This window comes from Halothiobacillus neapolitanus c2, assembly GCF_000024765.1.
Lineage (GTDB): Bacteria > Pseudomonadota > Gammaproteobacteria > Halothiobacillales > Halothiobacillaceae > Halothiobacillus > Halothiobacillus neapolitanus.
Genome location: NC_013422.1, coordinates 366,938 through 391,656 on the forward strand (window position 1 = coordinate 366,938; position 24,719 = coordinate 391,656).

Sequence of the window (24,719 nt, forward strand, 5' to 3'; positions counted from 1 at the left end):
TGGTGCTGGGTAAGAAAGGCATATGAAGCGCAATAGCCACTATGGCGGGGGCTATTGCGCTTTTTTGCTTGTTTATCCTTGCGTAAAATCATCTTTCATCACGGTTGATGGCAATTTGACTGTGCTCTGCTTGATCGCATCCCTCATCAATCGCACTGGCTGCGGCTTCTGTTGTCTGTGGTTCATATCTGCGAGATCTTTGTCCTTCTTGGGTTGCCAAATTAATGGCCTGATGCCGGTTATTTCCTCGACTCGTTGCGCTTGCTGCTCATGGGCTGCGTCGGTTTTCGCCTGCGTTGCTGCGTCTTTTTCACGCTCCATCGCGATGAAAATGCGTTTCGCTGCTCTGATGATCATTTGAATAAAGGGATTGTCCAAAAAGCTGCGCACATTCGCACCACCACTGACAATCACTGTCGGCGATGGTTGTTCCTGACGCTTGGCCAAGTCATGTAGAGCTAACGCATCAACCCCACCCTCAACAATCCAAACAGTTGACGGGTCGCCGCTGAGGATGGGGGCATAGCTTTTATCGGATCGAGCAAAATCGCGCTTCTGGATAGGGTCAGCCAGTTCCGTTGCTCGGCGGGTAATGCTTTGCGGCGTGCCTTTTGCATCATAACCAACGAACAGAACGCCACCATCCGCATAGCGCAGCATCCCGCAAGCTTCAGCGTGATCGAGGGTATCCTTGCTGATGCCCCGTTCATTGCCCAGATAAGCTCGTCCACTTAACCGATTGGCCACTGCCTGCTCGGGCAGCCGTGGCGGTTGTCGTTTGGGTGCGGCTCGTTGAAGGTTTGGGTTGACGCTTGGTGCCCCCAGTAGCCGATAGACAGCGGTGGCGTATCCCGAACCGGGCTCAATCTCATTGACCAGATCAATATTGTGACCAATGCCATTTTCATACCGATCACACCAAACAAAATGGCCATCTGGCTTGAGGGTGCCGCGATAGGTTTCATCCCCATTCAGGCTGACGCTTACATGCCGTCCTTGTTTCTTAACGGCGAAGCCCATGGTCTTAAGATATGAGCTTGGGTCTATTTCGCGGGCCGATTGACGATCTTCGTCAGCAACGCTTGCTCTTCTGGCGTTGCGTTCGCCCAAACGCGATCCGCCCATGCCGCGTTCTGCTGTACGGCGCTTGGCGGCACTAGCTTCTCGAAAACGCCTTGACCAATCAGAACTGCCGCTGCGCTGACCATCCCGACCAGAATCAGCCCCAGTGCTGTTTTCCACCTTTGTGGCCGCATCCGTTGTGCCGTCTGCGTCAGTTCCTCTGCCGCTGTAATCATTTGCGCTTGTGATTCTGCGAGTTTCTGGGGTGTCGATTCGATCAGGTGGGCGGTTTTCGTCATCTTGTCGATGTTTGATCTCAGTTCCGGCAGATGCTGCGACAAAGTCGAGATGGTCTGATTCAGCTTCGCCACCTTCTGCTCGAATGCCTGCGCTGCTTTGGCGGTCATCTCCAGCGTCAGCTCGTCCAGTGCCTGGCGCTGCGCTGCTGTCACTGTGTCGTAAGCGATCAGGACTTGTGTTACTTCCGCCCTCAACGAGGTCAGGGGTTCCAGTGCTTGGGTCGTCTGCTCCTCTATGGTTTGTGGTAGCGATTCCAGTATCGTTTTCAAGGTGTGTACTTGAGTCTCCAAGCTTGTCACCGCGTGCACGATCTGCAATTGCGGTAGTGAATTGTCTAATGCCTTCACTATCTCGAGCTTGCTCATAACTGACCGCCTGTTTTTTTGAGAATTTTGACCATTTGTAGGCATCACCCAGCGATTGACCCTTAAACGCAATGCCATCAATCTCATAGCTCACGCCGGTAATGCCGGTTTTTTGAATCTGAAAACGCACACCCACCCCAGCAAGTGCCAGCCGCTCGGCAAACATGACAGCGGTTGGCCTGCCTTGGGCTGCTTCCTTAACCAGTCGCTGAAGCCGTTGGCGTGGTGGTTCCTCGCCCGTACAAAGGGCCATTTCGATTTCGTTCTTCGTCAGGCTCTTTTCATCTTTGGGTTCACCCAAACCCGGGGTCAGGATGAGGTCATGAATACGCTCCAGTGTTTGGGTGGCCTTGATTGCTCGATAGACTTCCCACTGCCCGTGCCAGAGTGCGCCGGACAAGCTAATCCGGCTGGCGATGATGTGAACGTGGTCGTATTGGGTATCGTTGTGTCGGATGACCGTGTACAGGGAATCAGATGGGAATCCCATCGCTTGCATGAATTCATCGGCAATGGATGACCATTTATCCGAGGACAGCCGCTCACCTATTGGCAATGCCAAAGAGGCGTGCCATACCGGCGCCTTGATATCTGGCCTAAGGCGTCGGGTGACGGCAAACTGGGCCGACATGGCTCTGGCATTCCCCACTGTCAAAGTACCGCCAACAATCTCCGGGTTCTTACCCTTCTGGTTGCCGGTATCCAGCGCATAGTCCAGCACCCCACGAAACCCCATGCCCCGCGTGATCTTAGCTTTCATCATCCATATCCTCGGTCAGCCGGACACCGATCAAGGCATCACGGAATTGATTCAGCAGGATGATGATTTGTGGCAGGTCACCCAGTTGAATACCGGCTTCATTCAGATGACGGGCAAACTGGTTCAGATTGGAAGCCGAGCGGGATAGCTCAAGCCATGCACTTTGGTTCAATGTCGGGATAACCATTGCTGGTCTAGGTCGAGCTTGTGTCATCCCAAACAGCGCCATGCGCAAAAACTCACCACGATCATAAATGCCTCGGCGAGCATCAATTTCGGCCAGCTCAGCATCATTAACGCGGAGCATCACGGCATGGCGGCGACGTTCCGTTTCGGGCAAGGCATGACCCCGGCGAGGGCGGCGGCTGGTTCGGCTCTGATCAATGGGTTTCATTGCAGACCACCCAACAGGCAGAAACCGCAGAACCGACAGCCCCGGGGGGCGTGGTCGGAAGGGGCGAAGCAACCCCCTGAGCGTCAGCGAACGGGGGCGAAGGGAGCGGTAGCGACCGAAGGGTTGAATTCGGCGCAAGCTGAATTACACCTTGCTCCTTACCCAAAAGTTTAAGAATTACCCCAATTATTATGTTAATGCGCATTACTCCGATTAACGCAAAAGCCACAAGAAACGACTTTCGATATAATCAGGATAAGCAGAAAAACCGAGATTAAAAAACCGGGATAAATCAGAAAAACATTATAAGACAAGCCGGGACTAATTCGCACAAACATCAAGCGATAATCAACCGTCATTGAGTGCAGATTATTATTTAAATATCGAATGATGAGGCAAAATCCCTACTCGGCAAATCGCTTCGCTCGTGCCGACCGCTCAGGCGGTGTGCTTGCGCACATTGAGCCAGCGGGGAAAGGGTCTGGTGGGTTTGGACTGATGTGGGTTCGGTCAGACTTAAGATGGCACCGCAGTTCACACCGCCCGGATTCTGCTGACAGTCCTTCAGATCCGCTTCATACGTGTCGTAATGCGCCATGTAGTTGTTCTGCGCCGCATTGGCACCGGTATTGGCGGCGATGGCAACGCCTTCGGAACCAAGCCCCGCCGCAGCAGCGGCGATGCCGCCCATCATCTGGGCGAAGGCGATGGTCTGGTTCGGATCGGTACCGCCATAGAATTGGGCGGATAGTTCACCCACCACGGCACCCAAGGCTCCAGCACTACAACCTTGACCGGTACTGGCACCACTGCCCGATGCACTGGCACCGGCCACTCCGGCGGCACAACCGACGATGGCATGGGCGAATTCATGGGCGAATTCGTTGACGTTGCCGTTGGTGTTGAAGTCCCCGCCCAGCAGGGTCTGGTTGCCGATCCAATTAGCACCTTGTTGTTCGGCGGCACCCAGGATGCCAGCCACCACATTGGTGCGGATATTGGTTTGAAGGTCGGTGCCGGTGATGGCGCTGTTGACGGTGGCTCGGGCAACGCCGTCGATCAGGTTTTTGCCGATGTTCGGTACCAGGCCATCGCTTACCTTGACATCGTTCAGCCGGAAGGCATTCTTGCCTTCGCCGAAGGTGACTTGACCAATACTGCTAAGCACCCCGGCGGTGACAACTGCTGTGGCCAGTTGGCGCATGCTCTGGCTGCTGCCCAGATCGTTCAGGGTCTTGCTGAGGTCACCACCGTTATTGATGAAGCTGACGGCCGCTTGGCTGGCCATGGTGCTGACCGCAGCCTGGGTCATGCCTGCCGCGACGGCACCGGCGCCACTGGCTGCAGCCGTAGTGGATCCAGCAGCCGTATTGACGATGGCCGAACCGGCACCCATCGTGAAGTACGCAACAACCAGGGCCACGACGGCGGATGCCGCCGGGGTCAGGCCCTGGTGTTTATAGTCCCAATGTTGATGGGCTTCTTCGATCTGTTGCCAATCGACCTTGCCGACCAGTTTCGGATTCTGTTGCAACTGGCGCAGCCAGGCCATGTCGGGTGACTGGGCCAGCATGGCGGCGCTGTCACGCACGCTCATGTCGGCGGTGATGCTGCCACCGGCCTGAAGATCGAGCTGTCCGGCGGTTAGTTGGTTGTAGTGGGTTTGCTGATCGTAATTGCCTTCACCGTGGGTTTCCTGCCAGGCTTTATCTTTATGCTTCTCATCGGTCCGCTGGTAGCTTTCGGTACTGACGCTGGCGAGATTGATATTGCCTGCGGCCTTGAGGCTTATTTGCCCAGGCGAATGAACCGGCCCGTCCGATCCGTCCGATGGTTCAGAAGTGCCGGTGGCCTTGGCCTGAACGGCTGCGAGGGTGAGGTCGCCTTGGTTGGCCTGGATGTGCCCGGCGGTCATGTGGCCCTGGCTGGAGAACCAGGCGAAGACCAGCCCGATCGTGAGGAGCGCCCCCATCGTTCGATTCGAGGGCTTGCCGGGTTTTGCTTCGGATGGCAACCCGGGCAGCAGATCGATCCTTGGTTCGATTAACATTTGCAAGCCTCCTTCCTTGGAGAGAATCAAGTTTCAGAGGCGTTAATTTTATTCTGAACCCAATTATTTAGCCTCCATCCTTGGAGGTTCTTCAGAAAGCATGCGGCCTTTTATGAATTTATATTTTCGTGCGCTGGAAAAAGGCAATCAATGACTCTGACCCTATTGATCTTCTATTGATCTTGTGAACACCCTCATTAATTTTATCCTGACCCCAGTTATTTCTGATCCAAATTATTCATTTGGTAATGAATATCTTATTTTCCAAATTGTTTTTTGCGGCATCATTACTAGTGAGTTCGCTAAATTGCTTCCAATTCCTTTTAGCCATGCCAGCATGGCTTTTCTTTGATCTGAAACAGAAATCACATCCATCGCACCATCAAAACCAAATTCTAGATTTTCAAAGCTATACAACGCGAAAAATATCCTGCATAGTTTTTCTTTCTCCATAGAATCCGCATCTGCAAACCCCTTAACAAAAAGAGTTGATGCTATCCTGAGCCATCCAAGTCGATCCTTTGAATCAAATTTACTTCGTAGCAGCTCAGCATCCTCCAGGCTAAGCTGAGCATAGCTTTCAGCAAATCTTGAAAGCTGATCCTCCGCACCAACGTAATCACCTTTCTTGAAATTGAAGCCATTAACGATAGCCTGCAATTTAGAAAAATTAGACATTCGCTAGCGTAGCCACACAGATTTGTCACTCTTCAACAGCTCAATGAATGCATTACAAGCCTCGTCTTCGCTGTCATACTCACGCATATCACCTCTCTGCCCTCGCTCAGCGTAATAAATGCGCCATAATCCGTCTTCATTCACTATGCAATACGTTTCGTCTGCCTCCGGGAGACCGATACCAATTGAATAGGCATCTGGGTGCAGTTTTAGTTTACTCAGGTATTTCTCTAGCTCTAATAGCTTCATGGGTCTACGCTCCTTAAGAATCCTTCTCGGAGCAAATCCCGAACCGGTCGATCTGTAACGAATTGTGTGCCTAGTCCGGGCTGTCCGAACGCTGGTGCAATTTCACCAGCACGGACATCCAGGGGCCTAATAACTTCGAAGGTTCTTAACGGACGCGTTTCAGTTCCAGGACGTAATGCACGCATCGGAATTGGTGTCCCGGCGGGTGACAAAAACCTCCCACCATCAAATCCGATTCGATCTATTCTGGTTCCTAGTATAAGTGTGAAATCTAGCGGTGCACCAAGGAATCCGTCATTGGGCGGGTTGAATGGAACCAACGACTTGTTTCGCGGAATTCCCCTTGTAGCATCGCCAGCCGCCCCTCGCCCAAGCAAGGCCGCCTCATCTGTGGCGGTCGCCGCCCGACCCAACACACCAGCAGGTAGGAACGCGGCCCCCATGCCAATCCAGTAATCCGGTTGGGTCAGCATGTGCGCATAGTTTGCCATGGCGGCTGTCGTGTCGCCTGCCAAACCATACTCGGTTGCCGAAGTCAGGTCCAGTTGCCATTGTGATCCGGCAAATATCGTCGCCTGCTGTCCGGATGTCATCTGGGAGAAGTAGGCCCATTCGGTTGGCTGCATCACCATCATTTCGCCATTGGGGCTAACGACGGTATAGCTTGCAGCGCCGTCTTTACCCATGTTGGCCGCAACCCGATAACCGCCTTGGGTCATACCGAGATAACGAGCGTTCGTACCTTCGGTCAAACTTAAGATGGCACCGCAGTTCACACCGCCCGGATTCTGCTGACAGTCCTTCAGATCCGCTTCATACGTGTCGTAATGCGCCATGTAGTTGTTCTGCGCCGCATTGGCACCGGTATTGGCGGCGATGGCAACGCCTTCGGAACCAAGCCCCGCCGCAGCAGCGGCGATGCCGCCCATCATCTGGGCGAAGGCGATGGTCTGGTTCGGATCGGTACCGCCATAGAATTGGGCGGATAGTTCACCCACCACGGCACCCAAGGCTCCAGCACTACAACCTTGACCGGTACTGGCACCACTGCCCGATGCACTGGCACCGGCCACTCCGGCGGCACAACCGACGATGGCATGGGCGAATTCATGGGCGAATTCGTTGACGTTGCCGTTGGTGTTGAAGTCCCCGCCCAGCAGGGTCTGGTTGCCGATCCAATTAGCACCTTGTTGTTCGGCGGCACCCAGGATGCCAGCCACCACATTGGTGCGGATATTGGTTTGAAGGTCGGTGCCGGTGATGGCGCTGTTGACGGTGGCTCGGGCAACGCCGTCGATCAGGTTTTTGCCGATGTTCGGTACCAGGCCATCGCTTACCTTGACATCGTTCAGCCGGAAGGCATTCTTGCCTTCGCCGAAGGTGACTTGACCAATACTGCTAAGCACCCCGGCGGTGACAACGGCTGTGGCCAGTTGGCGCATGCTCTGGCTGCTGCCCAGATCGTTCAGGGTCTTGCTGAGGTCACCACCGTTATTGATGAAGCTGACGGCCGCTTGGCTGGCCATGGTGCTGACCGCAGCCTGGGTCATGCCTGCCGCGACGGCACCGGCGCCACTGGCTGCAGCCGTAGTGGATCCAGCAGCCGTATTGACGATGGCCGAACCGGCACCCATCGTGAAGTACGCAACAACCAGGGCCACGACGGCGGATGCCGCCGGGGTCAGGCCCTGGTGTTTATAGTCCCAATGTTGATGGGCTTCTTCGATCTGTTGCCAATCGACCTTGCCGACCAGTTTCGGATTCTGTTGCAACTGGCGCAGCCAGGCCATGTCGGGTGACTGGGCCAGCATGGCGGCGCTGTCACGCACGCTCATGTCGGCGGTGATGCTGCCACCGGCCTGAAGATCGAGCTGTCCGGCGGTTAGTTGGTTGTAGTGGGTTTGCTGATCGTAATTGCCTTCACCGTGGGTTTCCTGCCAGGCTTTATCTTTATGCTTCTCATCGGTCCGCTGGTAGCTTTCGGTACTGACGCTGGCGAGATTGATATTGCCTGCGGCCTTGAGGCTTATTTGCCCAGGCGAATGAACCGGCCCGTCCGATCCGTCCGATGGTTCAGAAGTGCCGGTGGCCTTGGCCTGAACGGCTGCGAGGGTGAGGTCGCCTTGGTTGGCCTGGATGTGGATGTTTTGACCTTCCAGCGTGGCATGGGCCACGGTGGTTTTACTGCTTTTCTTGTCGAGGGTGGCGTCATAGCCCACGCCCTTGCCGGGTGTGAACAGGCCGGTCAGATCACGCCAACTGATACCGGATTTCTTGTGTGTTTCACGGCTGCTGCTGGCTTGTTGATTGGTGCCGCTGCGAATGGCGACTTGAGCACCACTGATGTCGATGTCGCCCTGGCTGGCCTTGAGGTGGGCGGCGGTCATGTCCACCAGGCCGGTGGCCTGTGCACCCACCCCTTTCTGCCCCTGCAGCGTGCTGCCGTTGACGGTGATTGTTTGTTGCTGAGTGTCGAGTCCGTCGCGCATGCCATCAGGCAGGCCGGTGATAAAAGCCCAGTTACTGTGGGTGCTTTGATGGCTGTGGCTGTATTGCTGTTGGTCTTCGCTGGTGGAGAGAATAACGTGCTTGCCGCTGACATCCACCCGTCCGTGGTCGGCGTGGACCTGGCTGCCTTCGATCAGCACGGCACCTTGATCGGCCTGGTTTTGTTCAGCCAGATTCGCTGCTAGTGTGATGTTGCCTTGAGTGCTGTGCAGGCTACTGCCATCGTTTAGGAGGGAGGCCATGTCCACGGTATCGATTGTGTGGGATTTGCCATAACCCTTGGTGGTAAAGCCGGATTTGCGTTCTTCGCGATAGTGGCTTTCGCTGTGCTGATTACGACCAGCCAACAGGGAGATGTTGTCACCTGCGAGCAGGGCGATGTTACCGTTTGCATCGATTTGGCTGCCTTGAAGGGCGATGTCGTGGTTGGCGGAGAGCTGCACGCTCTGGCCGCTCAGTTTGGTGGCGACGCTGCGGCTGTCGCTGACATTGTCACGTGAGATGCTCGTGCTGCTGGAGAATAGGCCACTGCTGCTGAGCTTGTGCGCTTCATCCCAGAGGGTGCTGCTCTGGCCATCTGTCAGTTGAATGTCGTGACCGGCTTGCAGGTTCAAGGTGCCGTTATCGCTATGGATTCCGGCGGCCTTGGCCTGAATGTCGTTCCCCGCGATCATGGCGAGATCGCCCGCACTGTGGATGCGGGTGCCGACGTCTTGTTGGTTGCCATGGGTATCGTGATTGTCGGCATCCCAAACGACGCGGTTTTCCTGACCGGTAGTCAGGGTGGTGAGCCGAATATCGTGGCCCGCTTGCAGTTGAGTAGCAGGGCCTTCTGATCCAGTTGTACCGGTACCGGCGTTATCAACGTTGGCGGCGGTCAGCACCAAGTCGCGTCCGGCCGAGGCGAGTAACATGCCGTCGGTGTTGCGAACCTTGAGTTGGGCAGTTTGCAAAATGCTATCGCGGCTGAACTGGCTGGCGCCCACCGTATTGCTGACGTGTTGGTGAGTGGAAACGATATTGATGTCGCGTCCGGCATTCAAACTGAGGGCATCGCCCGCGACAATACTGCCGCCAATGTTATTGATGTCATTGCGGGCAGACAGCGATACGGATTGGCCGAGGATCCTGCCACCGAGGTTATTGATGTCATCAGCACCCACAGCCACGAGTTGGCGACCGGCGATGGTGCCGCTGTTGGTCCATGTGCCTTGGCCCAGGGTTTGAATGCGGTTGGCGCTGATGAGGCTGCCGTTACTACCGGGGTCGTTCGGGTTGGAGGCCGCGTAGACCTGTGGCACCAGAACGCGTTCGGTTTTACCGTTGGGCAGTTGCACGTCCTTGGCGACCAGCCAGACCATGTCGCTGGAAAGTTGTGCTACCTGTGCGGCGGTCAGGGCGACACCGGGAATGAGGTGCCATTGCTTGGCGTAGGCCACGCCGGCGTTCATCAGGGCCTGGAATTGGGCTTCATCACTGCTGTAGCCGGTGAGGAAGCGGCGACCGGTGCCGATGAAACCCCGGTTGCCCAACTGGATCCCGGTGCCGGCAAAACCAGACGAGCCTACCTGTGGACCTGGCGCAGCAATGATTGGGATCGAGGTCCTCCCATTGTGGTATTCGACTACCAGACCAGCCGGGCAGGTAAACATGCCGATAGTTTCCTCGGGCACTGGAACGGTCATCTGATGGTGGATGACTACAGTGGCTACAAGCATCTGTTTGCCGAGCGGGGGATTACCGAGCTGGCCTGCTGGGCGCATGCCAGGCGCAAGTTCTATGAATTGCACCAGGCCAACCAGAGCCCCATTGCAGAAACCGCACTGAGATACATTGCCCGTTTGTATGCCCTGGAGTCGGAAGCCACGGCGGCTTCCTTGGGTGAAAGACAAACCCTGCGCCAGCAAGCCCGGGGCGCACTGGACGAATTCAATCACTGGCTCACCACCACCCGCAAGAGCGTGGCGCCGGGCAGTGGCACAGCCAGGGCCATGGACTACACCATCAAACGCTGGCCGGCATTGATCCGCTACGCCGAAACCGGTCACCTGCCGATTGACAACAACCCAGTGGAAAACACCATTCGGCCGATTGCGGTGGGCAAAAAGAACTGGCTGTTTGCCGGTAGCGAGCGGGCAGGCAAAAGAGCGGCGGCCATTCAAACCCTGATCGGCACAGCCAAACTCAACGGCCTTGACCCACACGCATGGCTGAAAAACACCCTAGAAAAACTGCCTACCTGGCCCAATAGCCGCATCGACGAATTGTTACCGCTCAAACCGCAAACATAAACAACCCGAGTTTCATAGGTGGGGCGGCTGGACGCTTACCGAGCTGGGCTGCTGGGCACATGCCCGGCGTAAGTTCTTTGATCTGCACAAGGCAGGCCAACATCCGGTGGCGCAGGAGGCATTGGCACGGATTGCCAAACTGTACGCCTGCGAAGAAGATGCGCGTGACATGAACATTCCTGAGCGGATGCAACACCGTGCTCGACACAGCCTGCCGCAGTTGCAGGACATGCATCAATGGCTCATCGAGCTCCGACCCCGTGTTGCCAACGGTGGCGCATTGGCCAAGGCGATTGACTACACCTTGAAACGCTGGCCAGCATTGAGCCGCTACGCCGAAACGGGTCATCTGCCGATTGACAATAACCCGGTAGAAAATGCCATTCGCCCCATTGCGCTTGGCAAGAAGAACTGGCTATTTGCCGGAAGTGAGCGGGCGGGCAAACGTGCGGCGGCGATTCAGAGCCTGTTTGCCACCGCCAAGCTCAATGGCATTGAACCGGCGGCCTGGTTGAAAGACACCCTAGAAAAACTACCCACCTGGCCTAATAGCCGCATTGATGAACTACTGCCCATCAGGCAGAAGGCATAAACGACCCAAGTTGGGTAGGTGGGGCGGCTGGACGCTTACGGTGCCAGGATAGCCATTGCAGCTGTTCTTATCTTGCCCCCCGCCAATACCTGAGCATGCGCTGATGTCGAAAAGCTGAGATTGCCCGCGTGGTTGAACATACTCGTGGGTAACGGTTGCGTCATCGACCTGACTTGCCATGTTCGAACCTCCTTCCTTGGAGGGGATCAAGTCTCTGGTACATAAATTTTACTCTGACCCCAATTATCCTGCCTGCTGATTCAAGTGTCGCGTGGTTAGTACTGTCTGCATGGCGAATGTAGCACTTGATATTCTATGACCCGTGATGCGTGAGCTATCTATTGTCGAACGTATAGCACCACGCAAGTGCCTTTGTAATTTCGTCAGGCACTTCTGGATACTTTTTCCTGAAATCCGCTATCACCATTGCCGACATTTCTTGCATATTCGCAGACTCAAAATTTGCCTTGGATTCGTAGAATTCGTCCTCTAGAAGTTCAATCAAGCTAATCCACTTGGTAGCTTCCGAGCCAAATCGCTGCACAACCATGGAGCTGTCGCGACGCGGAGACATGCTATCGCCATAGCCAGTCCAGATTAGAATTGCTTCCATAAGTTTCGGGTCATTCCAGTCGTCTATCTTGACCACAGCAATACCTCTTTACCCGTTGCGGCATCTATTGAGGTAATAGATTTCACAGTGGGATTTGCTTTCAGTGCTGGGAATTCAACTTCTGCCCAGACTGAGTTCCCCCGTAAAACGTCACCTTGTAACACTCGCACATTTCCCCTTGCGCCCGCCGCAAAATCGTGGGAAGCCTGTCTCCAGGCTGATACTACTTCCGGATTGTCTGGGTCCCATTTTGGTAATTTGATACCGCGAGCGGCAAGCGTAGATTCAAGAGTCATTTTTCCTTGTTGAGCGGCAGCTCTTGCGGCAATTTTGTCGCCACCCCGGCCAAGGCCGGACCAGAACATTGCCTTGTTCGTTCCGGTTGCTAGCTGGTTGGTCATGCCGGCAGTTCGTCCCAGTACGCTAGTAGGTATCAACGCGGCCCCCATGCCAATCCAGTAATCCGGTTGGGTCAGCATGTGCGCATAGTTTGCCATGGCGGCTGTCGTGTCGCCTGCCAAACCATACTCGGTTGCCGAAGTCAGGTCCAGTTGCCATTGTGATCCGGCAAATATCGTCGCCTGCTGTCCGGATGTCATCTGGGAGAAGTAGGCCCATTCGGTTGGCTGCATCACCATCATTTCGCCATTGGGGCTAACGACGGTATAGCTTGCAGCGCCGTCTTTACCCATGTTGGCCGCAACCCGATAACCGCCTTGGGTCATACCGAGATAACGAGCGTTCGTACCTTCGGTCAAACTTAAGATGGCACCGCAGTTCACACCGCCCGGATTCTGCTGACAGTCCTTCAGATCCGCTTCATACGTGTCGTAATGCGCCATGTAGTTGTTCTGCGCCGCATTGGCACCGGTATTGGCGGCGATGGCAACGCCTTCGGAACCAAGCCCCGCCGCAGCAGCGGCGATGCCGCCCATCATCTGGGCGAAGGCGATGGTCTGGTTCGGATCGGTACCGCCATAGAATTGGGCGGATAGTTCACCCACCACGGCACCCAAGGCTCCAGCACTACAACCTTGACCGGTACTGGTACCACTGCCCGATGCACTGGCACCGGCCACTCCTGCGGCACAACCGACGATGGCATGGGCGAATTCATGGGCGAATTCGTTGACGTTGCCGTTGGTGTTGAAGTCCCCGCCCAGCAGGGTCTGGTTGCCGATCCAATTAGCACCTTGTTGTTCGGCGGCACCCAGGATGCCAGCCACCACATTGGTGCGGATATTGGTTTGAAGGTCGGTGCCGGTGATGGCGCTGTTGACGGTGGCTCGGGCAACGCCGTCGATCAGGTTTTTGCCGATGTTCGGTACCAGGCCATCGCTTACCTTGACATCGTTCAGCCGGAAGGCATTCTTGCCTTCGCCGAAGGTGACTTGACCAATACTGCTAAGCACCCCGGCGGTGACAACGGCTGTGGCCAGTTGGCGCATGCTCTGGCTGCTGCCCAGATCGTTCAGGGTCTTGCTGAGGTCACCACCGTTATTGATGAAGCTGACGGCCGCTTGGCTGGCCATGGTGCTGACCGCAGCCTGGGTCATGCCTGCCGCGACGGCACCGGCGCCACTGGCTGCAGCCGTAGTGGATCCAGCAGCCGTATTGACGATGGCCGAACCGGCACCCATCGTGAAGTACGCAACAACCAGGGCCACGACGGCGGATGCCGCCGGGGTCAGGCCCTGGTGTTTATAGTCCCAATGTTGATGGGCTTCTTCGATCTGTTGCCAATCGACCTTGCCGACCAGTTTCGGATTCTGTTGCAACTGGCGCAGCCAGGCCATGTCGGGTGACTGGGCCAGCATGGCGGCGCTGTCACGCACGCTCATGTCGGCGGTGATGCTGCCACCGGCCTGAAGATCGAGCTGTCCGGCGGTTAGTTGGTTGTAGTGGGTTTGCTGATCGTAATTGCCTTCACCGTGGGTTTCCTGCCAGGCTTTATCTTTATGCTTCTCATCGGTCCGCTGGTAGCTTTCGGTACTGACGCTGGCGAGATTGATATTGCCTGCGGCCTTGAGGCTTATTTGCCCAGGCGAATGAACCGGCCCGTCCGATCCGTCCGATGGTTCAGAAGTGCCGGTGGCCTTGGCCTGAACGGCTGCGAGGGTGAGGTCGCCTTGGTTGGCCTGGATGTGGATGTTTTGACCTTCCAGCGTGGCATGGGCCACGGTGGTTTTACTGCTTTTCTTGTCGAGGGTGGCGTCATAGCCCACGCCCTTGCCGGGTGTGAACAGGCCGGTCAGATCACGCCAACTGATGCCGGATTTCTTGTGTGTTTCACGGCTGCTGCTGGCTTGTTGATTGGTGCCGCTGCGAATGGCGACCTGAGCACCGCTGATGTCGATGTCGCCCTGGCTGGCCTTGAGGTGGGCGGCGGTCATGTCCACCAGGCCGGTGGCCTGTACACCCACACCGTTCTGCCCCTGCAGAGTGCTGCCGTTGACGGTGATGGTTTGTTGCTGGGTGTCGAGTCCATCGCGCATGCCATCAGGCAGGCCGGTGATAAAAGCCCAGTTACTGTGGGTGCTTTGATGGCTGTGGCTGTATTGCTGTTGGTCTTCGCTGGTGGAGAGAATAACGTGCTTGCCGCTGACATCCACCCGTCCGTGGTCGGCGTGGACCTGGCTGCCTTCGATCAGCACGGCACCTTGATCGGCCTGGTTTTGTTCAGCCAGATTCGCTGCTAGTGTGATGTTGCCTTGAGTGCTGTGCAGGCTACTGCCATCGTTTAGGAGGGAGGCCATGTCCACGGTATCGATTGTGTGGGATTTGCCATAACCCTTGGTGGTAAAGCCGGATTTGCGTTCTTCGCGATAGTGGCTTTCGCTGTGCTGATTACGACCAGCCAACAGGGAGATGTTGTCACCTGCGAGCAGGGCGATGTTACCGTTTGCATCGATTTGGCTGCCTTGAAGGGCGATGTCGTGGTTGGCGGAGAGCTGCACGCTCTGGCCGCTCAGTTTGGTGGCGACGCTGCGGCTGTCGCTGACATTGTCACGTGAGATGCTCGTGCTGCTGGAGAATAGGCCACTGCTGCTGAGCTTGTGCGCTTCATCCCAGAGGGTGCTGCTCTGGCCATCTGTCAGTTGAATGTCGTGACCGGCTTGCAGGTTCAAGGTGCCGTTATCGCTATGGATTCCGGCGGCCTTGGCCTGAATGTCGTTCCCCGCGATCATGGCGAGATCGCCCGCACTGTGGATGCGGGTGCCGACGTCTTGTTGGTTGCCATGGGTATCGTGATTGTCGGCATCCCAAACGACGCGGTTTTCCTGACCGGTAGTCAGGGTGGTGAGCCGAATATCGTGGCCCGCTTGCAGTTGAGTAGCAGGGCCTTCTGATCCAGTTGTACCGGTACCGGCGTTATCAACGTTGGCGGCGGTCAGCACCAAGTCGCGTCCGGCCGAGGCGAGTAACATGCCGTCGGTGTTGCGAACCTTGAGTTGGGCAGTTTGCAAAATGCTATCGCGGCTGAACTGGCTGGCGCCCACCGTATTGCTGACGTGTTGGTGAGTGGAAACGATATTGATGTCGCGTCCGGCATTCAAACTGAGGGCATCGCCCGCGACAATACTGCCGCCAATGTTATTGATGTCATTGCGGGCAGACAGCGATACGGATTGGCCGAGGATCCTGCCACCGAGGTTATTGATGTCATCAGCACCCACAGCCACGAGTTGGCGACCGGCGATGGTGCCGCTGTTGGTCCATGTGCCTTGGCCCAGGGTTTGAATGCGGTTGGCGCTGATGAGGCTGCCGTTACTACCGGGGTCGTTCGGGTTGGAGGCCGCGTAGACCTGTGGCACCAGAACGCGTTCGGTTTTACCGTTGGGCAGTTGCACGTCCTTGGCGACCAGCCAGACCATGTCGCTGGAAAGTTGTGCTACCTGTGCGGCGGTCAGGGCGACGCCGGGAATGAGGTGCCATTGCTTAGCATAGGTTACACCCGCATTCATCAGGGCCTGGAATTGGGCTTCATCACTGCTGTAGCCGGTGAGGAATCGGCGACCGGTGAGTTCTGCAACCTGATCTTGCACCAACTTCTGTTCGTAGTAACCGTCGCCGAGTCGCTTGAGCAGGCTGTCCGGCTGTAATGACAAGGCGCTGATCATGTAGTCAGAGCTGAGCCATTGCCGATAATCGGCAAAGCGTGGATCGGTCTCAATCAGCGGATGGTTGCCATTGTCGTCGTGTACCTGGAACAGACTGCTGCTGCGCAGCGTGATATTGGGCTGAGTCCAGGCGTAACCGCCAGAGGTATTGATCGGCTGGCTGACGGGCTGACTCGTACCGGTCGCCGAGCGGTTACCGATAGTTGGCGCGGTGCCGCCTATCAATGTGTGGGTTTGATAGGTCAGCGTGGGGAGATCGTAAGGCGTACCGTAGACCGGGGCGGGGTTGTAGGCGGATTGACCATGCCATTCCCGGCAGTGGTCACTGCCGAACAGACCGCAACTCTCCACGGTGGTTAGCTCGGCTGTCCCCGTGGAACGGGTGATGTCTTGCCCTTTGGTTGCTGTGTTGCTGACCGGTTGGGAAGCCACCAGGTCACCGCCTGCAATAACAGCGCTGTCACGATTGTTGAGCGCGCCATTGATGACGATGTCGCCACCGGCCTGGATTTTCCCGGGGTCAGATGACACCACAATAGTGTGCGAAGGCGTGCTGTGGACAATGAAGAGCGTATAGTCCTCGAAGGTGCCAGGATAGCCATTGCAGCTGTTCTTATCTTGCCCCCCGCCAATACCTGAGCATGCGCTGATGTCGAAAAGCTGAGATTGCCCGCGTGGTTGAACATACTCGTGGGTAACGGTTGCGTCATCGACCTGACTGGTGACAAGGTGCGCATTCAAATTGTCGATGGTTTGCGCGCTGAGCTGAATCTGGCCATCGGCGTCAATGGTCGCACTGCTGTTGGTGAGGTGCACCGCCTGGCCGGTAGCTTGATCGTTGGCATCCAGTGCGCCGCCGATGCTCATGTCACCGGCGCTGTAAATCAGGGCATGTTCCTTGTTTTCGAGTGTCTGCACCCCGATGTCGAGCCGGTTGCGCGCAGCGATGGTACCAGCAGTACCGTTTTCATTTTCATTGGTCAGGTCGTTGGCCCCAATGGCGATGTGGTCGCCGTAGATCCTGCCGGTACCGAGGTTGTCGATGGTGTTCGCCTGTAGACGAGTCGTTCCGCCATCGATCAGACCACGGTTGGTGAGTTTGCCCGTGGCGTTGATACGGTCTTCTGCTGCGCTGATTTGCCCACTTGCTTGGTTATCGATAGTGCCGGCGTGAGCGGTAAGGGTGTTGCCGGCCTGCAGCGTGCCGCTGTTGGTAAGGATGCCACCGATATTAAGATCGGTGTCGTGGTTAGCGATGAGGGTGCCACTATTGTCGAAGCCACCGTCCAACAGGAGGTGGATGTCCTGTTGCGCATACAGTTGGCCGTCACCACTCAAGGTAGCGCTGGTCACAGCAAGGTTCTGACCGGCAACGAAGGTACCTTGCGTGTTGGTAATGGCGAGGGACCGCGTAGCCTGGCCGTCCTGAGCGCTCAGATTGCCGCCGGCGGAGACGAGACCTTGGCTGTTGTCGATCTGGCCTGCGCTGTTCAACTGGATGTTCTGGTTAGCCAGGATGTGCCCGGAACCATTATTGATGCGATCAGCGGTGATGGTGACGTCGTTACCCTGAATGCCTTGTGCAGACTGGGTCGTGTTACGGTTATCCACTTGGTTTGCAGTGATCTGCATCTCCCCAGTTGTGTGCAGCAAGCCACCGCGGTTGTCGAACAAGTTGCTCAGGGTTATATCACTGGCACCGGACGAATCGCCCAGCAGAATCAGGCCATCGAGATTGCTGAGATTCGCGGCTTTCAGTTGGAGCGTGCCTGCGGCGGTTTGCGCTTGATCGTTGATGAACGAACCGCTGGCGTTGGCTTGGAGTTGGTGTTGCGCAGTGATAGTGGCGCTCGATGCATCAATATCACCGTGAGTTGCCGTCAGAGTGATGCTGTCGGCTTGTGTCTGGCTATGGCTCAGGTCGACAGTGTTTCCTTTTGCCGTCAGGTTGCCTGAGGCGAGGTTCTTGCCCTGAAGGCGCGCATTCTGTCCAGAAGCGATGGTGAGGTTTCGGGCGCCGCCCAGACTGCCGTCGGGCTGGACGCCGGCGCCGAGGATGGCGCCGTCGAGGTTGACCACGTCGGTGGCGGCATCGAGTCCCAAGTTTCCTTGAGCCAGGATGCGGCCACTGTTGGTGATGTCACCATTAGCGTTCAATTGCGCATTGTCCTGAGCGTAAATCGTGCCGCTGTTGTCGATGACGTTGGTCTGGGCGGTGGTGGTGCCCTGACTGGTGATCTGCCCGCTGTTCGTCAGTTCGCCATTGGCATTTAGAACCAGGTTATCGCTGGCGCCGATTTGTCCGGCGTTGCGGACACCCACGCCGGCTTCAGTGCCGATCAGGGTGATTTTGCCCGCGTACATGCCTCCCAGTTGAGCAACGTCGATGCCGAAACCGGGTTTATTTGCATCACCAGACGTGGGCGTGATCTGAGTCCCGTCTGGACTGATGTCGTTGCTGCCGGTGACCAGTTTGAGCTGATTTGCCCAGATGCCAGCATTGACATTGATGGCTCGAGCCAGGATGTCGGTGTAATCGGTCGAACTGGCGTCCAAACCTGCGCCATTGATGTTGATGCTACCGTTGGAGACCTGATAACCGGCCAGAGTGCCATTCTGGAATACGGGTTTGCCGGTGGTCAGTGTGGCGCGACTGGCATTGATGAACCCACCGCCATCAACATTGATACCCGAAGGGTTGGCAATGACGAGTTCGGCCCGTTGGCCACCGATTTCGACGTAGCCATTCAATTGACTGGGCTGACTGCTATTGACCTCATTGAGAATGACCCGCGCCGAACCATTCGCTAGATTCGGGTTACCCTGAATCCAGCCACCGAGTTGTGTTTGGGCATTGGTACGGGCGTTATTGAGGATGACCCCTTTTGATCCCACGTCGAACTGTTTGTATACGTTATGGGAAACGCCATCCACACCGGGTGTTTGGATGTTGGCTTCCGGTGTGCCGTTCGCAGTGACCTGAATGGTGGGCTGCTGGTAGGCAGGCGCTTGATGATCTGCTGCAATCCCTGATGCGTTGGCACTGGGCGGTATGATTGCACTTAGCAGGAAGACCAGCACTCTGTAGCCAATGGGCGCCACTGCCGGGACACTCTGGCGTTGTTGGGCGGTGCGAGCGATTGAGTTGCATTTCTGTTCAATCTTCATGGAGTGCATCCTTGCAATATCGATAGATCAGATCGTCCAACCGATGTTAAATCCAGCGGTGATGCCTTTGGCCGGGAAACCATCAGGTTTGGCGATAGCGTGGCCAGCAAAAACGTCGTAGTTGAGTAATTTATAGGCGCCTCGGATTCCGATGACGCCACCGGCCAGTCGGGTACCCAGCAACTGTTGCGCCGATGAACCACCAACCTGACCATAATCAAGACCGAGGTAAAGTTCGTTGTTGCCTGCGATCACAATGCCCAAATCGTTACGGAAGATGAGCCCACGCTCACTTGAGAGGACTTGCTCGCCACTAAAGCCGCGGACGGTATAACGACCACCAATGGCAAAGCGGTCTTGAGGAATCAGTGGCGTGTAGTTGTATTGTCCGCGTAATTCGCCCTGGTACCGCCAGGATTGTCCGAGGGCAGAAAAAGGCGTATTGAACTGGATTGATGCCGAAGCAATATGTGGACGTGATGTGCCTCCACCATAGGCTTCCTCCGGTGCGGGTTCGGCACCCAGTGCGCCGGTACCCCAGCGGTACCCGACATCCATATCCAGAGTCGCCCGGCCAATGAACTGGCGCTGATGTATGTCGAAAATGTAACCAGCCATTCTGCGTTGCTGCACTTCGATGGTCGTATCATCGATGGCATTGCCATAAGTCTGTAGGTAGGCGTCCAGACTAACGCGTGTTTTACCATGCGCATTGCGGTGAATGATCCGCGACAATTTCAGATCCTGTCGCGTTCCGGTGCCGCTGTACCGGTAATCCTGATTGATGCCAGCAACCGTTTGGTAGTACCGGAACCGGTTGGTCGTAAAGCCGAGCAACCAATAGCCATACGGCACAGAATAATGAAAGGTGTAGGACTGGGTGCCCCTTTTATTACGGCCATTATCTAGCCCGAGGTCGCGCGTAAAGCTCGCATAAAACAGATCGTTTAAGGTGAACCAATCGTCGTAGGAGAGCACCACCGTGCCTTCGTAGTGCCCCGTCGCTTCACTGCCCGCATCATCGACCCACATGCTCAGACGAAACGGAAAGCGCTGTTGCCAATCCGTCACAATGTCACTGGTGCCGGGCTGTTCGCCGGGCTTGATATTGATATGCGTGGAGGCCGTAGGAAGGCGCTGGAGGTTTTCAAGCCCCTGCTCGAGATCGCGCAGATTAAGTAGATCGCCGGGCTTTGCAGGAAAGGCATTCCAGAGGGTACCGCGCGGATTGCTGCCTTTGGCCAACCGTATGGCACCAATTCGGCCGGGGATGATAGTCAAAGTCAGTTTATGGTCGTTTAGATTTTGCTGGGTTACCAGTACCCGCGTGGTGATGAATCCACGAGCGAGAATGGCGTTCTGAACCTGTTTGACCAGAATCTGAATGCCGTTGGTACCAATGCAGCGTCCTTTGATGCCACCAAGAGCCCGACTGGCCGTCTTTATTGCCCATGAAAATTGACCGGCACCTTCGCCACCAAGCGTGACTTGGTTGATGAAGACGCACGGCGTTTCATGTTTCGGCAGAGTGCTCGGCAGTTTAGCGAGTCCTTTTTGCAAGCGAACATCTGGTGTTGCTTGCTGACCTTGCTCCAGAGCACGTTGGCGCTGCTGCTGAAGCAACTCCTGTTGCACCGATGAGGAAGCAACAGGTGGTTGAGCCCAAGCTCCAGAAGCACCCCAAAGCAGCGAAAACAGCGCGCAAAGAAATACCCTGCGCATAAAAACATCAAAAGGTTGCCGACTCTGTTGATGCAGAGACAAGCCATCCGTTGGCTGAAACATGTAATCCTGATCCTTGAGAATTTGGCCACATACTAACATGGATCATGGCGAGCATCTAAACCGCTCAATGGTATCAAATATGTCTGCCTGTTTTCCGGTTCGCATTCAACAGTTCGCTTGATTTGCGCGCCCACATCTAAGCGCGAAGCTGGAACGAGCTCATTGCTTAGCCGATCCTATCGATTTGGACCAACACAGGGAAACACAGGGAAACCAGAATTCAACTTGCCGAACATCGCGGTAAAAATTCGATCAGATATTTCCATATTGCTACGAGCCGTCTTGCGCGCCTCTCACTTTGAGGGTGTCGATCACCCCCCAACTCACGCCGCAAACTCAATGGATTTAACCCGTATCAAATCCGTGATTTGCTTGGCTTGCCACAAATCATAGTTATGCTGCATGGCCAGCCAGCTTTCGGCGGATCGCCCTAATGCTTTTGCGAGGCGAAGTGCCATTTCTGGGCTGATGGCGCTGTGGCCGTTGATGATTCGGGTGACGGTTGAGGGTGCAACGCCCAAGCTCTCGGCTAACGCCCGGACACTCAACTGGTGGGGTTCAAGATAAATCTGCCGGATAAACGCACCGGGATGCGGTTGGTTGTGCACGGTCATCAGTGATAATCCTCGTAATCGAGTAAGTAAACATCGCCCGCTTTGAATTCGAAGGTTAATCGCCAGTTACCATTAACCGATATTGCCCAGAGCCCCTTCAGTGTCCCCTTGAGAGGGTGGAGTTGAAAACCGGTGATATCCATGTCCTCAATGGCGTAGGCGGTATCCAAAGCGGCCAGTTGCAAGCGTAATCATTCGCTGTGACTGGCTTGAATTCCAGCCGTCGTGCCGTTGTCGTAGAACTTTTTCTGCCCTTTGTGCCGGATGGAGCGAATCATGGGGGCGAGTATGTCACTGCGTTGCGTTGCGTTGCGCGCAACATGGATGATTTCCCCGCGCTCTTCATCAAGCACTCTTTGCGGCGGTGCTGGGTGGTCTCCCCAGCCCAATCACGGAACGCGGAGCGAAAGCCATGCACGGTAGCTTGAGGGTAGCCCAAGCCACCGGATGCTTTATCGTCCTTGAGCAGCAAGAGCATGGCCATATTGGATAACCCGTTTCGTTGTTTGCTCTGGCCGAAGAACAAATGATCGTTGCCGACAATACGGGGTTGGGTTTTGAGGATGTTGATGGCGGCATCAATCAAGGGAATGCGGTGTTCCTCTTTGGCTTTCATGCGCTGCGCGGGAATAATCCACAATCGCCAGGCACTTGAGCGCACGACCCGAGGCGATACGGTCGAAGACGAAGTCCATTGACCAAACCTCATTGGCCGCAACAGGCCGGAACAGCGGCTATCGATCCACCGGTGGGATCTTCTTGCTCCGGCGTCGGCGCACCTGCAGATTCTCCTGTGCGTACAGGCGCTCCACGCGCTTGTGATTGACTCTCGCTGTCCGGCCTAGGCTCGTAGTGCAAGGCCGAGACACTCATGCCGACGACCCGCAGCGCATGTCTTTCGCTCATGCCGCTCTGTTTCATGAGCCGCACCACCTCCCGGCGCGCCGGTGCGGTCATCACTTTTTTCGAAGGACTTCCTTCGTCATTTCGTTCTCCAGCACCGCCTCGGCGAGCAGTTTCTTCAGTCGAGTGTTTTCCGACTCCGGCGCCTTGAGCCGCTTCACGTCCAATTTCTTTGCCTAATGGGATTGAACTCTAAATGCCAGTGCTACTCGAATTCGAGGGAACGTCGTAAGCACAGTGTCTTGTTCTGTGTGATCAACAAAGAAAGCAGCCGGTACTAATTTTGCGTTACACAGTGTGCGTGTGCATGGTATTTACCTCATTGTTCGAGCGCCTTTTGCACGAGCTTGGCCATGTTTTTGTGCAATTTGGGCGCCACGGCGCAGTCGGGTACATTGTGGCGTTTGGCTATCCACACCGGGTCGTTGTACCCCAACATGACCTTGCCTTGCGCGTTTTCCCACACCAGAATTTTCAAAGGCAGATCAATCCCCGCTGTTTGGTTGCACTGCATCAAGGGCGTGCCCCCCTTCGGGCTGCCGAAAATAATCAATTGAGTCGGGCGCAACTTCTGACCGACCTTAGCCGCACCTTTGGCGTGATCGATGACCGCGAATATCGTTAACCCACCTTTTCTGATGGCCATTTCGAGTCGTTGCATGGTTTGTGTCACTGAGTAGGGGCTGGCTTGCTCGATCATGCCTTCATCAGCCATTGCGCTGGACGAAAAACTTAAAAACAAAAATATAAACAAAATGGCTCGCATCATTGGCTCCTTGGTTTTTTCTCTGGGGTTTTTCTTTAGAATTCATATCGCTGCTCGCATGAATCACAGTATTAGGGAGTCTCTACACGAATCGATATTGTCTCTGCGGGTCCGCCAAGTGTCCAGATGCAAGGCGCGGTGCGCAGGGAATGGCCGTCGCCATTTTCAAGTGCCGCAACGCTGCAGATGGGCTCTTGGCGGCCTGCCTGGATGGGGCTTGCGGGTTTGCTCGCACTCGGTGTTGCCGCCTCTCGATGGGCAATGAGCCCATCTTCGAGTCGGCGCCTTGATTGTGGACAAACCCGCAAGCCAGAGGCACCATCGATTCATGCAAAGGCTCCCAAGAAAACCACCCACTTTTGCATCAAGAACAGCGCCTCCAGCTAAACCGGAAGAACTCTGTTTTCAGCTTTTCGGGGCGGAAGGATTAACTTTCGGGCCGCATCCGCCTTTCATGGGCATGCTTTGCGGCAGGGCCACGGCCCGAAGTGCTCATTTTGGGCTTGCAGCTACTGCGCGGGCCACTCACGGCCCCCGCCGAGCACCCCGCTAGCGCCAAAAGCAAGCCACCGGTGGCTAACAGTGCGAATTGATGTAAATGTGTGTTGTGTGCGTTTGCTGTGTTCATTATGTTCTCCAACTAAAATAATCGAAGCAACTGCGCTTCGAAGGTTTGGTCAGATCAACTGTTTATTTCCTTACACCGATCAACCAGCCTGACAGCCCATTAGTCTCATTGTGATGGTTCAATCTCCGAACCCAGAAAAATCAAGGCGCTGGATTCCCGCCTACGCGGGAATGACTGGTTTTTCGAGCTTACCTACTGATCTGTGCAGGATGAGCGGTTGCAATAGCAGGCCAGCTCCACCCATGTTGATGTGACGGCCTGTGTAATTGCCAAACTGGTATTTGCCTGTACTCTTGCCCCCTAATATTTTTTACACTCGGCCATATTTGATAATGAGCGTGGCAAGGTCTCTCTGTTAATGTTCCAATATCGAGTGTAATCAACAAGGTATTTCTAATGACAAGTCCTCATACCTTTGAGTGTCGTGCTGGGTGCGGGGCTTGTTGTATTGCTCCTTCTATCTCCAGCCCAATTCCAGACATGAAGCGCGGCAAACCTGCGGGGGTGGCTTGCGTTCAACTGACTGATGACTTTCGTTGCGCTATTTTCGGCAAACCAGAACGACCTCGATGCTGTTCAGGATTAAGCCCGAATATTGAGATGTGTGGCGTGTCGCAAGCCCAGGCGCTTGAATGGCTGACTTCCTTGGAAGAAGACACAAAGCCCTAGCCAAGCCGGAGACGATATCTGCTGAGACTTTGCTCGCACTTATCTGTATTGGGAGTAGGGTGATGGCAAGGCGTCCCTTTTCTCAACGGTACAGTGGGAATTAACCGGTGGCTTTTCGTAAAGGGGCTAGGCTTGAGATTGGGGTGGATCAATTGTGGTGAAGTTTTTGCAAGTAATAAAAAACCCCGCCTCGATAAGAGCGC

13 protein-coding genes and 3 pseudogenes are annotated in these 24,719 nt (G+C 55.6%); 3 read left to right on the forward strand and 13 right to left on the reverse strand.

The annotated features are described in order from the left end of the window. Window positions 1-72: 72 nt before the first annotated feature. From HNEAP_RS12445 to HNEAP_RS01830, 6 genes are all read right to left on the reverse strand, one after another. On the reverse strand, window positions 73-2,490 hold the full coding sequence (locus HNEAP_RS12445; RefSeq protein ID WP_243726361.1) for a relaxase/mobilization nuclease domain-containing protein: 2,418 nt from the start codon (window positions 2,488-2,490) through the stop codon (window positions 73-75). Continuing rightward, on the reverse strand, window positions 2,477-2,881 hold the full coding sequence (locus HNEAP_RS01810) for a hypothetical protein (protein WP_012823261.1): 405 nt from the start codon (window positions 2,879-2,881) through the stop codon (window positions 2,477-2,479). Before HNEAP_RS01810 ends, HNEAP_RS12445 begins: the two co-directional genes overlap by 14 nt. 376 nt (window positions 2,882-3,257) lie before the next feature. After that, window positions 3,258-4,931, reverse strand: coding sequence for a DUF637 domain-containing protein (locus HNEAP_RS01815; RefSeq protein ID WP_012823262.1), 1,674 nt, complete (start codon window positions 4,929-4,931; stop codon window positions 3,258-3,260). A gap of 234 nt (window positions 4,932-5,165) precedes the next feature. Further along, complete coding sequence (locus HNEAP_RS01820; protein WP_012823263.1) at window positions 5,166-5,609, reverse strand: hypothetical protein; 444 nt, start codon at window positions 5,607-5,609, stop codon at window positions 5,166-5,168. Between the two features lie 3 nt (window positions 5,610-5,612). Beyond that, the gene (locus HNEAP_RS01825) at window positions 5,613-5,858 is read right to left on the reverse strand and encodes a hypothetical protein (protein WP_012823264.1); all 246 of its coding nucleotides are present in this window, start codon (window positions 5,856-5,858) and stop codon (window positions 5,613-5,615) included. Beyond that, window positions 5,855-9,817 (reverse strand): DUF637 domain-containing protein, encoded by a 3,963-nt coding sequence (locus tag HNEAP_RS01830; RefSeq protein WP_155802510.1) that lies wholly within the window; start codon window positions 9,815-9,817, stop codon window positions 5,855-5,857. Before HNEAP_RS01830 ends, HNEAP_RS01825 begins: the two co-directional genes overlap by 4 nt. Before the next feature lie 57 nt (window positions 9,818-9,874). Between HNEAP_RS01830 and tnpC (HNEAP_RS01835) the strand changes: the two are divergent. Further along, a pseudogene (tnpC, locus tag HNEAP_RS01835) lies at window positions 9,875-10,657 on the forward strand (IS66 family transposase); the annotation flags it as partial. A gap of 25 nt (window positions 10,658-10,682) precedes the next feature. Beyond that, window positions 10,683-11,249: pseudogene (gene tnpC / locus HNEAP_RS01840) on the forward strand (IS66 family transposase); the annotation flags it as partial. Between the two features lie 636 nt (window positions 11,250-11,885). Here the strand turns inward: tnpC (HNEAP_RS01840) and HNEAP_RS01850 are convergent. The 7 genes and pseudogenes from HNEAP_RS01850 to HNEAP_RS01885 form a co-directional block, all read right to left on the reverse strand. Further along, window positions 11,886-19,151 carry a two-partner secretion domain-containing protein gene (locus HNEAP_RS01850; protein WP_012823267.1) on the reverse strand — a complete coding sequence of 2,422 codons (7,266 nt, stop codon included), beginning with the start codon at window positions 19,149-19,151 and terminating at the stop codon, window positions 11,886-11,888. Window positions 19,152-19,178: 27 nt separating this feature from the next. Then, entirely contained in the window at window positions 19,179-20,936 is a 1,758-nt protein-coding gene (locus HNEAP_RS01855; RefSeq protein WP_012823268.1) for a ShlB/FhaC/HecB family hemolysin secretion/activation protein, read from the reverse strand. Between the two features lie 323 nt (window positions 20,937-21,259). Continuing rightward, the gene (locus HNEAP_RS01860) at window positions 21,260-21,550 is read right to left on the reverse strand and encodes a HigA family addiction module antitoxin (RefSeq protein ID WP_012823269.1); all 291 of its coding nucleotides are present in this window, start codon (window positions 21,548-21,550) and stop codon (window positions 21,260-21,262) included. Further along, a complete protein-coding gene (locus HNEAP_RS01865; RefSeq protein ID WP_336433112.1) occupies window positions 21,550-21,735 on the reverse strand; it encodes a type II toxin-antitoxin system RelE/ParE family toxin in 186 nt (61 codons plus the stop codon). The genes HNEAP_RS01860 and HNEAP_RS01865 overlap by 1 nt, the downstream gene beginning before the upstream one ends. An 89-nt stretch (window positions 21,736-21,824) precedes the next feature. Next, a complete protein-coding gene (locus HNEAP_RS01870; RefSeq protein WP_133484700.1) occupies window positions 21,825-22,259 on the reverse strand; it encodes a site-specific integrase in 435 nt (144 codons plus the stop codon). Next, window positions 22,159-22,617 (reverse strand): annotated as a pseudogene (locus HNEAP_RS12925) (transposase family protein); the annotation flags it as partial. The pseudogene HNEAP_RS12925 and the gene HNEAP_RS01870, both read right to left, overlap by 101 nt. A 155-nt stretch (window positions 22,618-22,772) precedes the next feature. Then, complete coding sequence (locus HNEAP_RS01885) at window positions 22,773-23,222, reverse strand: DUF302 domain-containing protein (protein WP_041600330.1); 450 nt, start codon at window positions 23,220-23,222, stop codon at window positions 22,773-22,775. 1,021 nt (window positions 23,223-24,243) lie between these two features. Between HNEAP_RS01885 and HNEAP_RS12450 the strand changes: the two genes are divergently transcribed. Beyond that, a complete protein-coding gene (locus tag HNEAP_RS12450; RefSeq protein ID WP_012823272.1) occupies window positions 24,244-24,516 on the forward strand; it encodes a YkgJ family cysteine cluster protein in 273 nt (90 codons plus the stop codon). The last annotated feature ends 203 nt before the right edge of the window (window positions 24,517-24,719 follow it).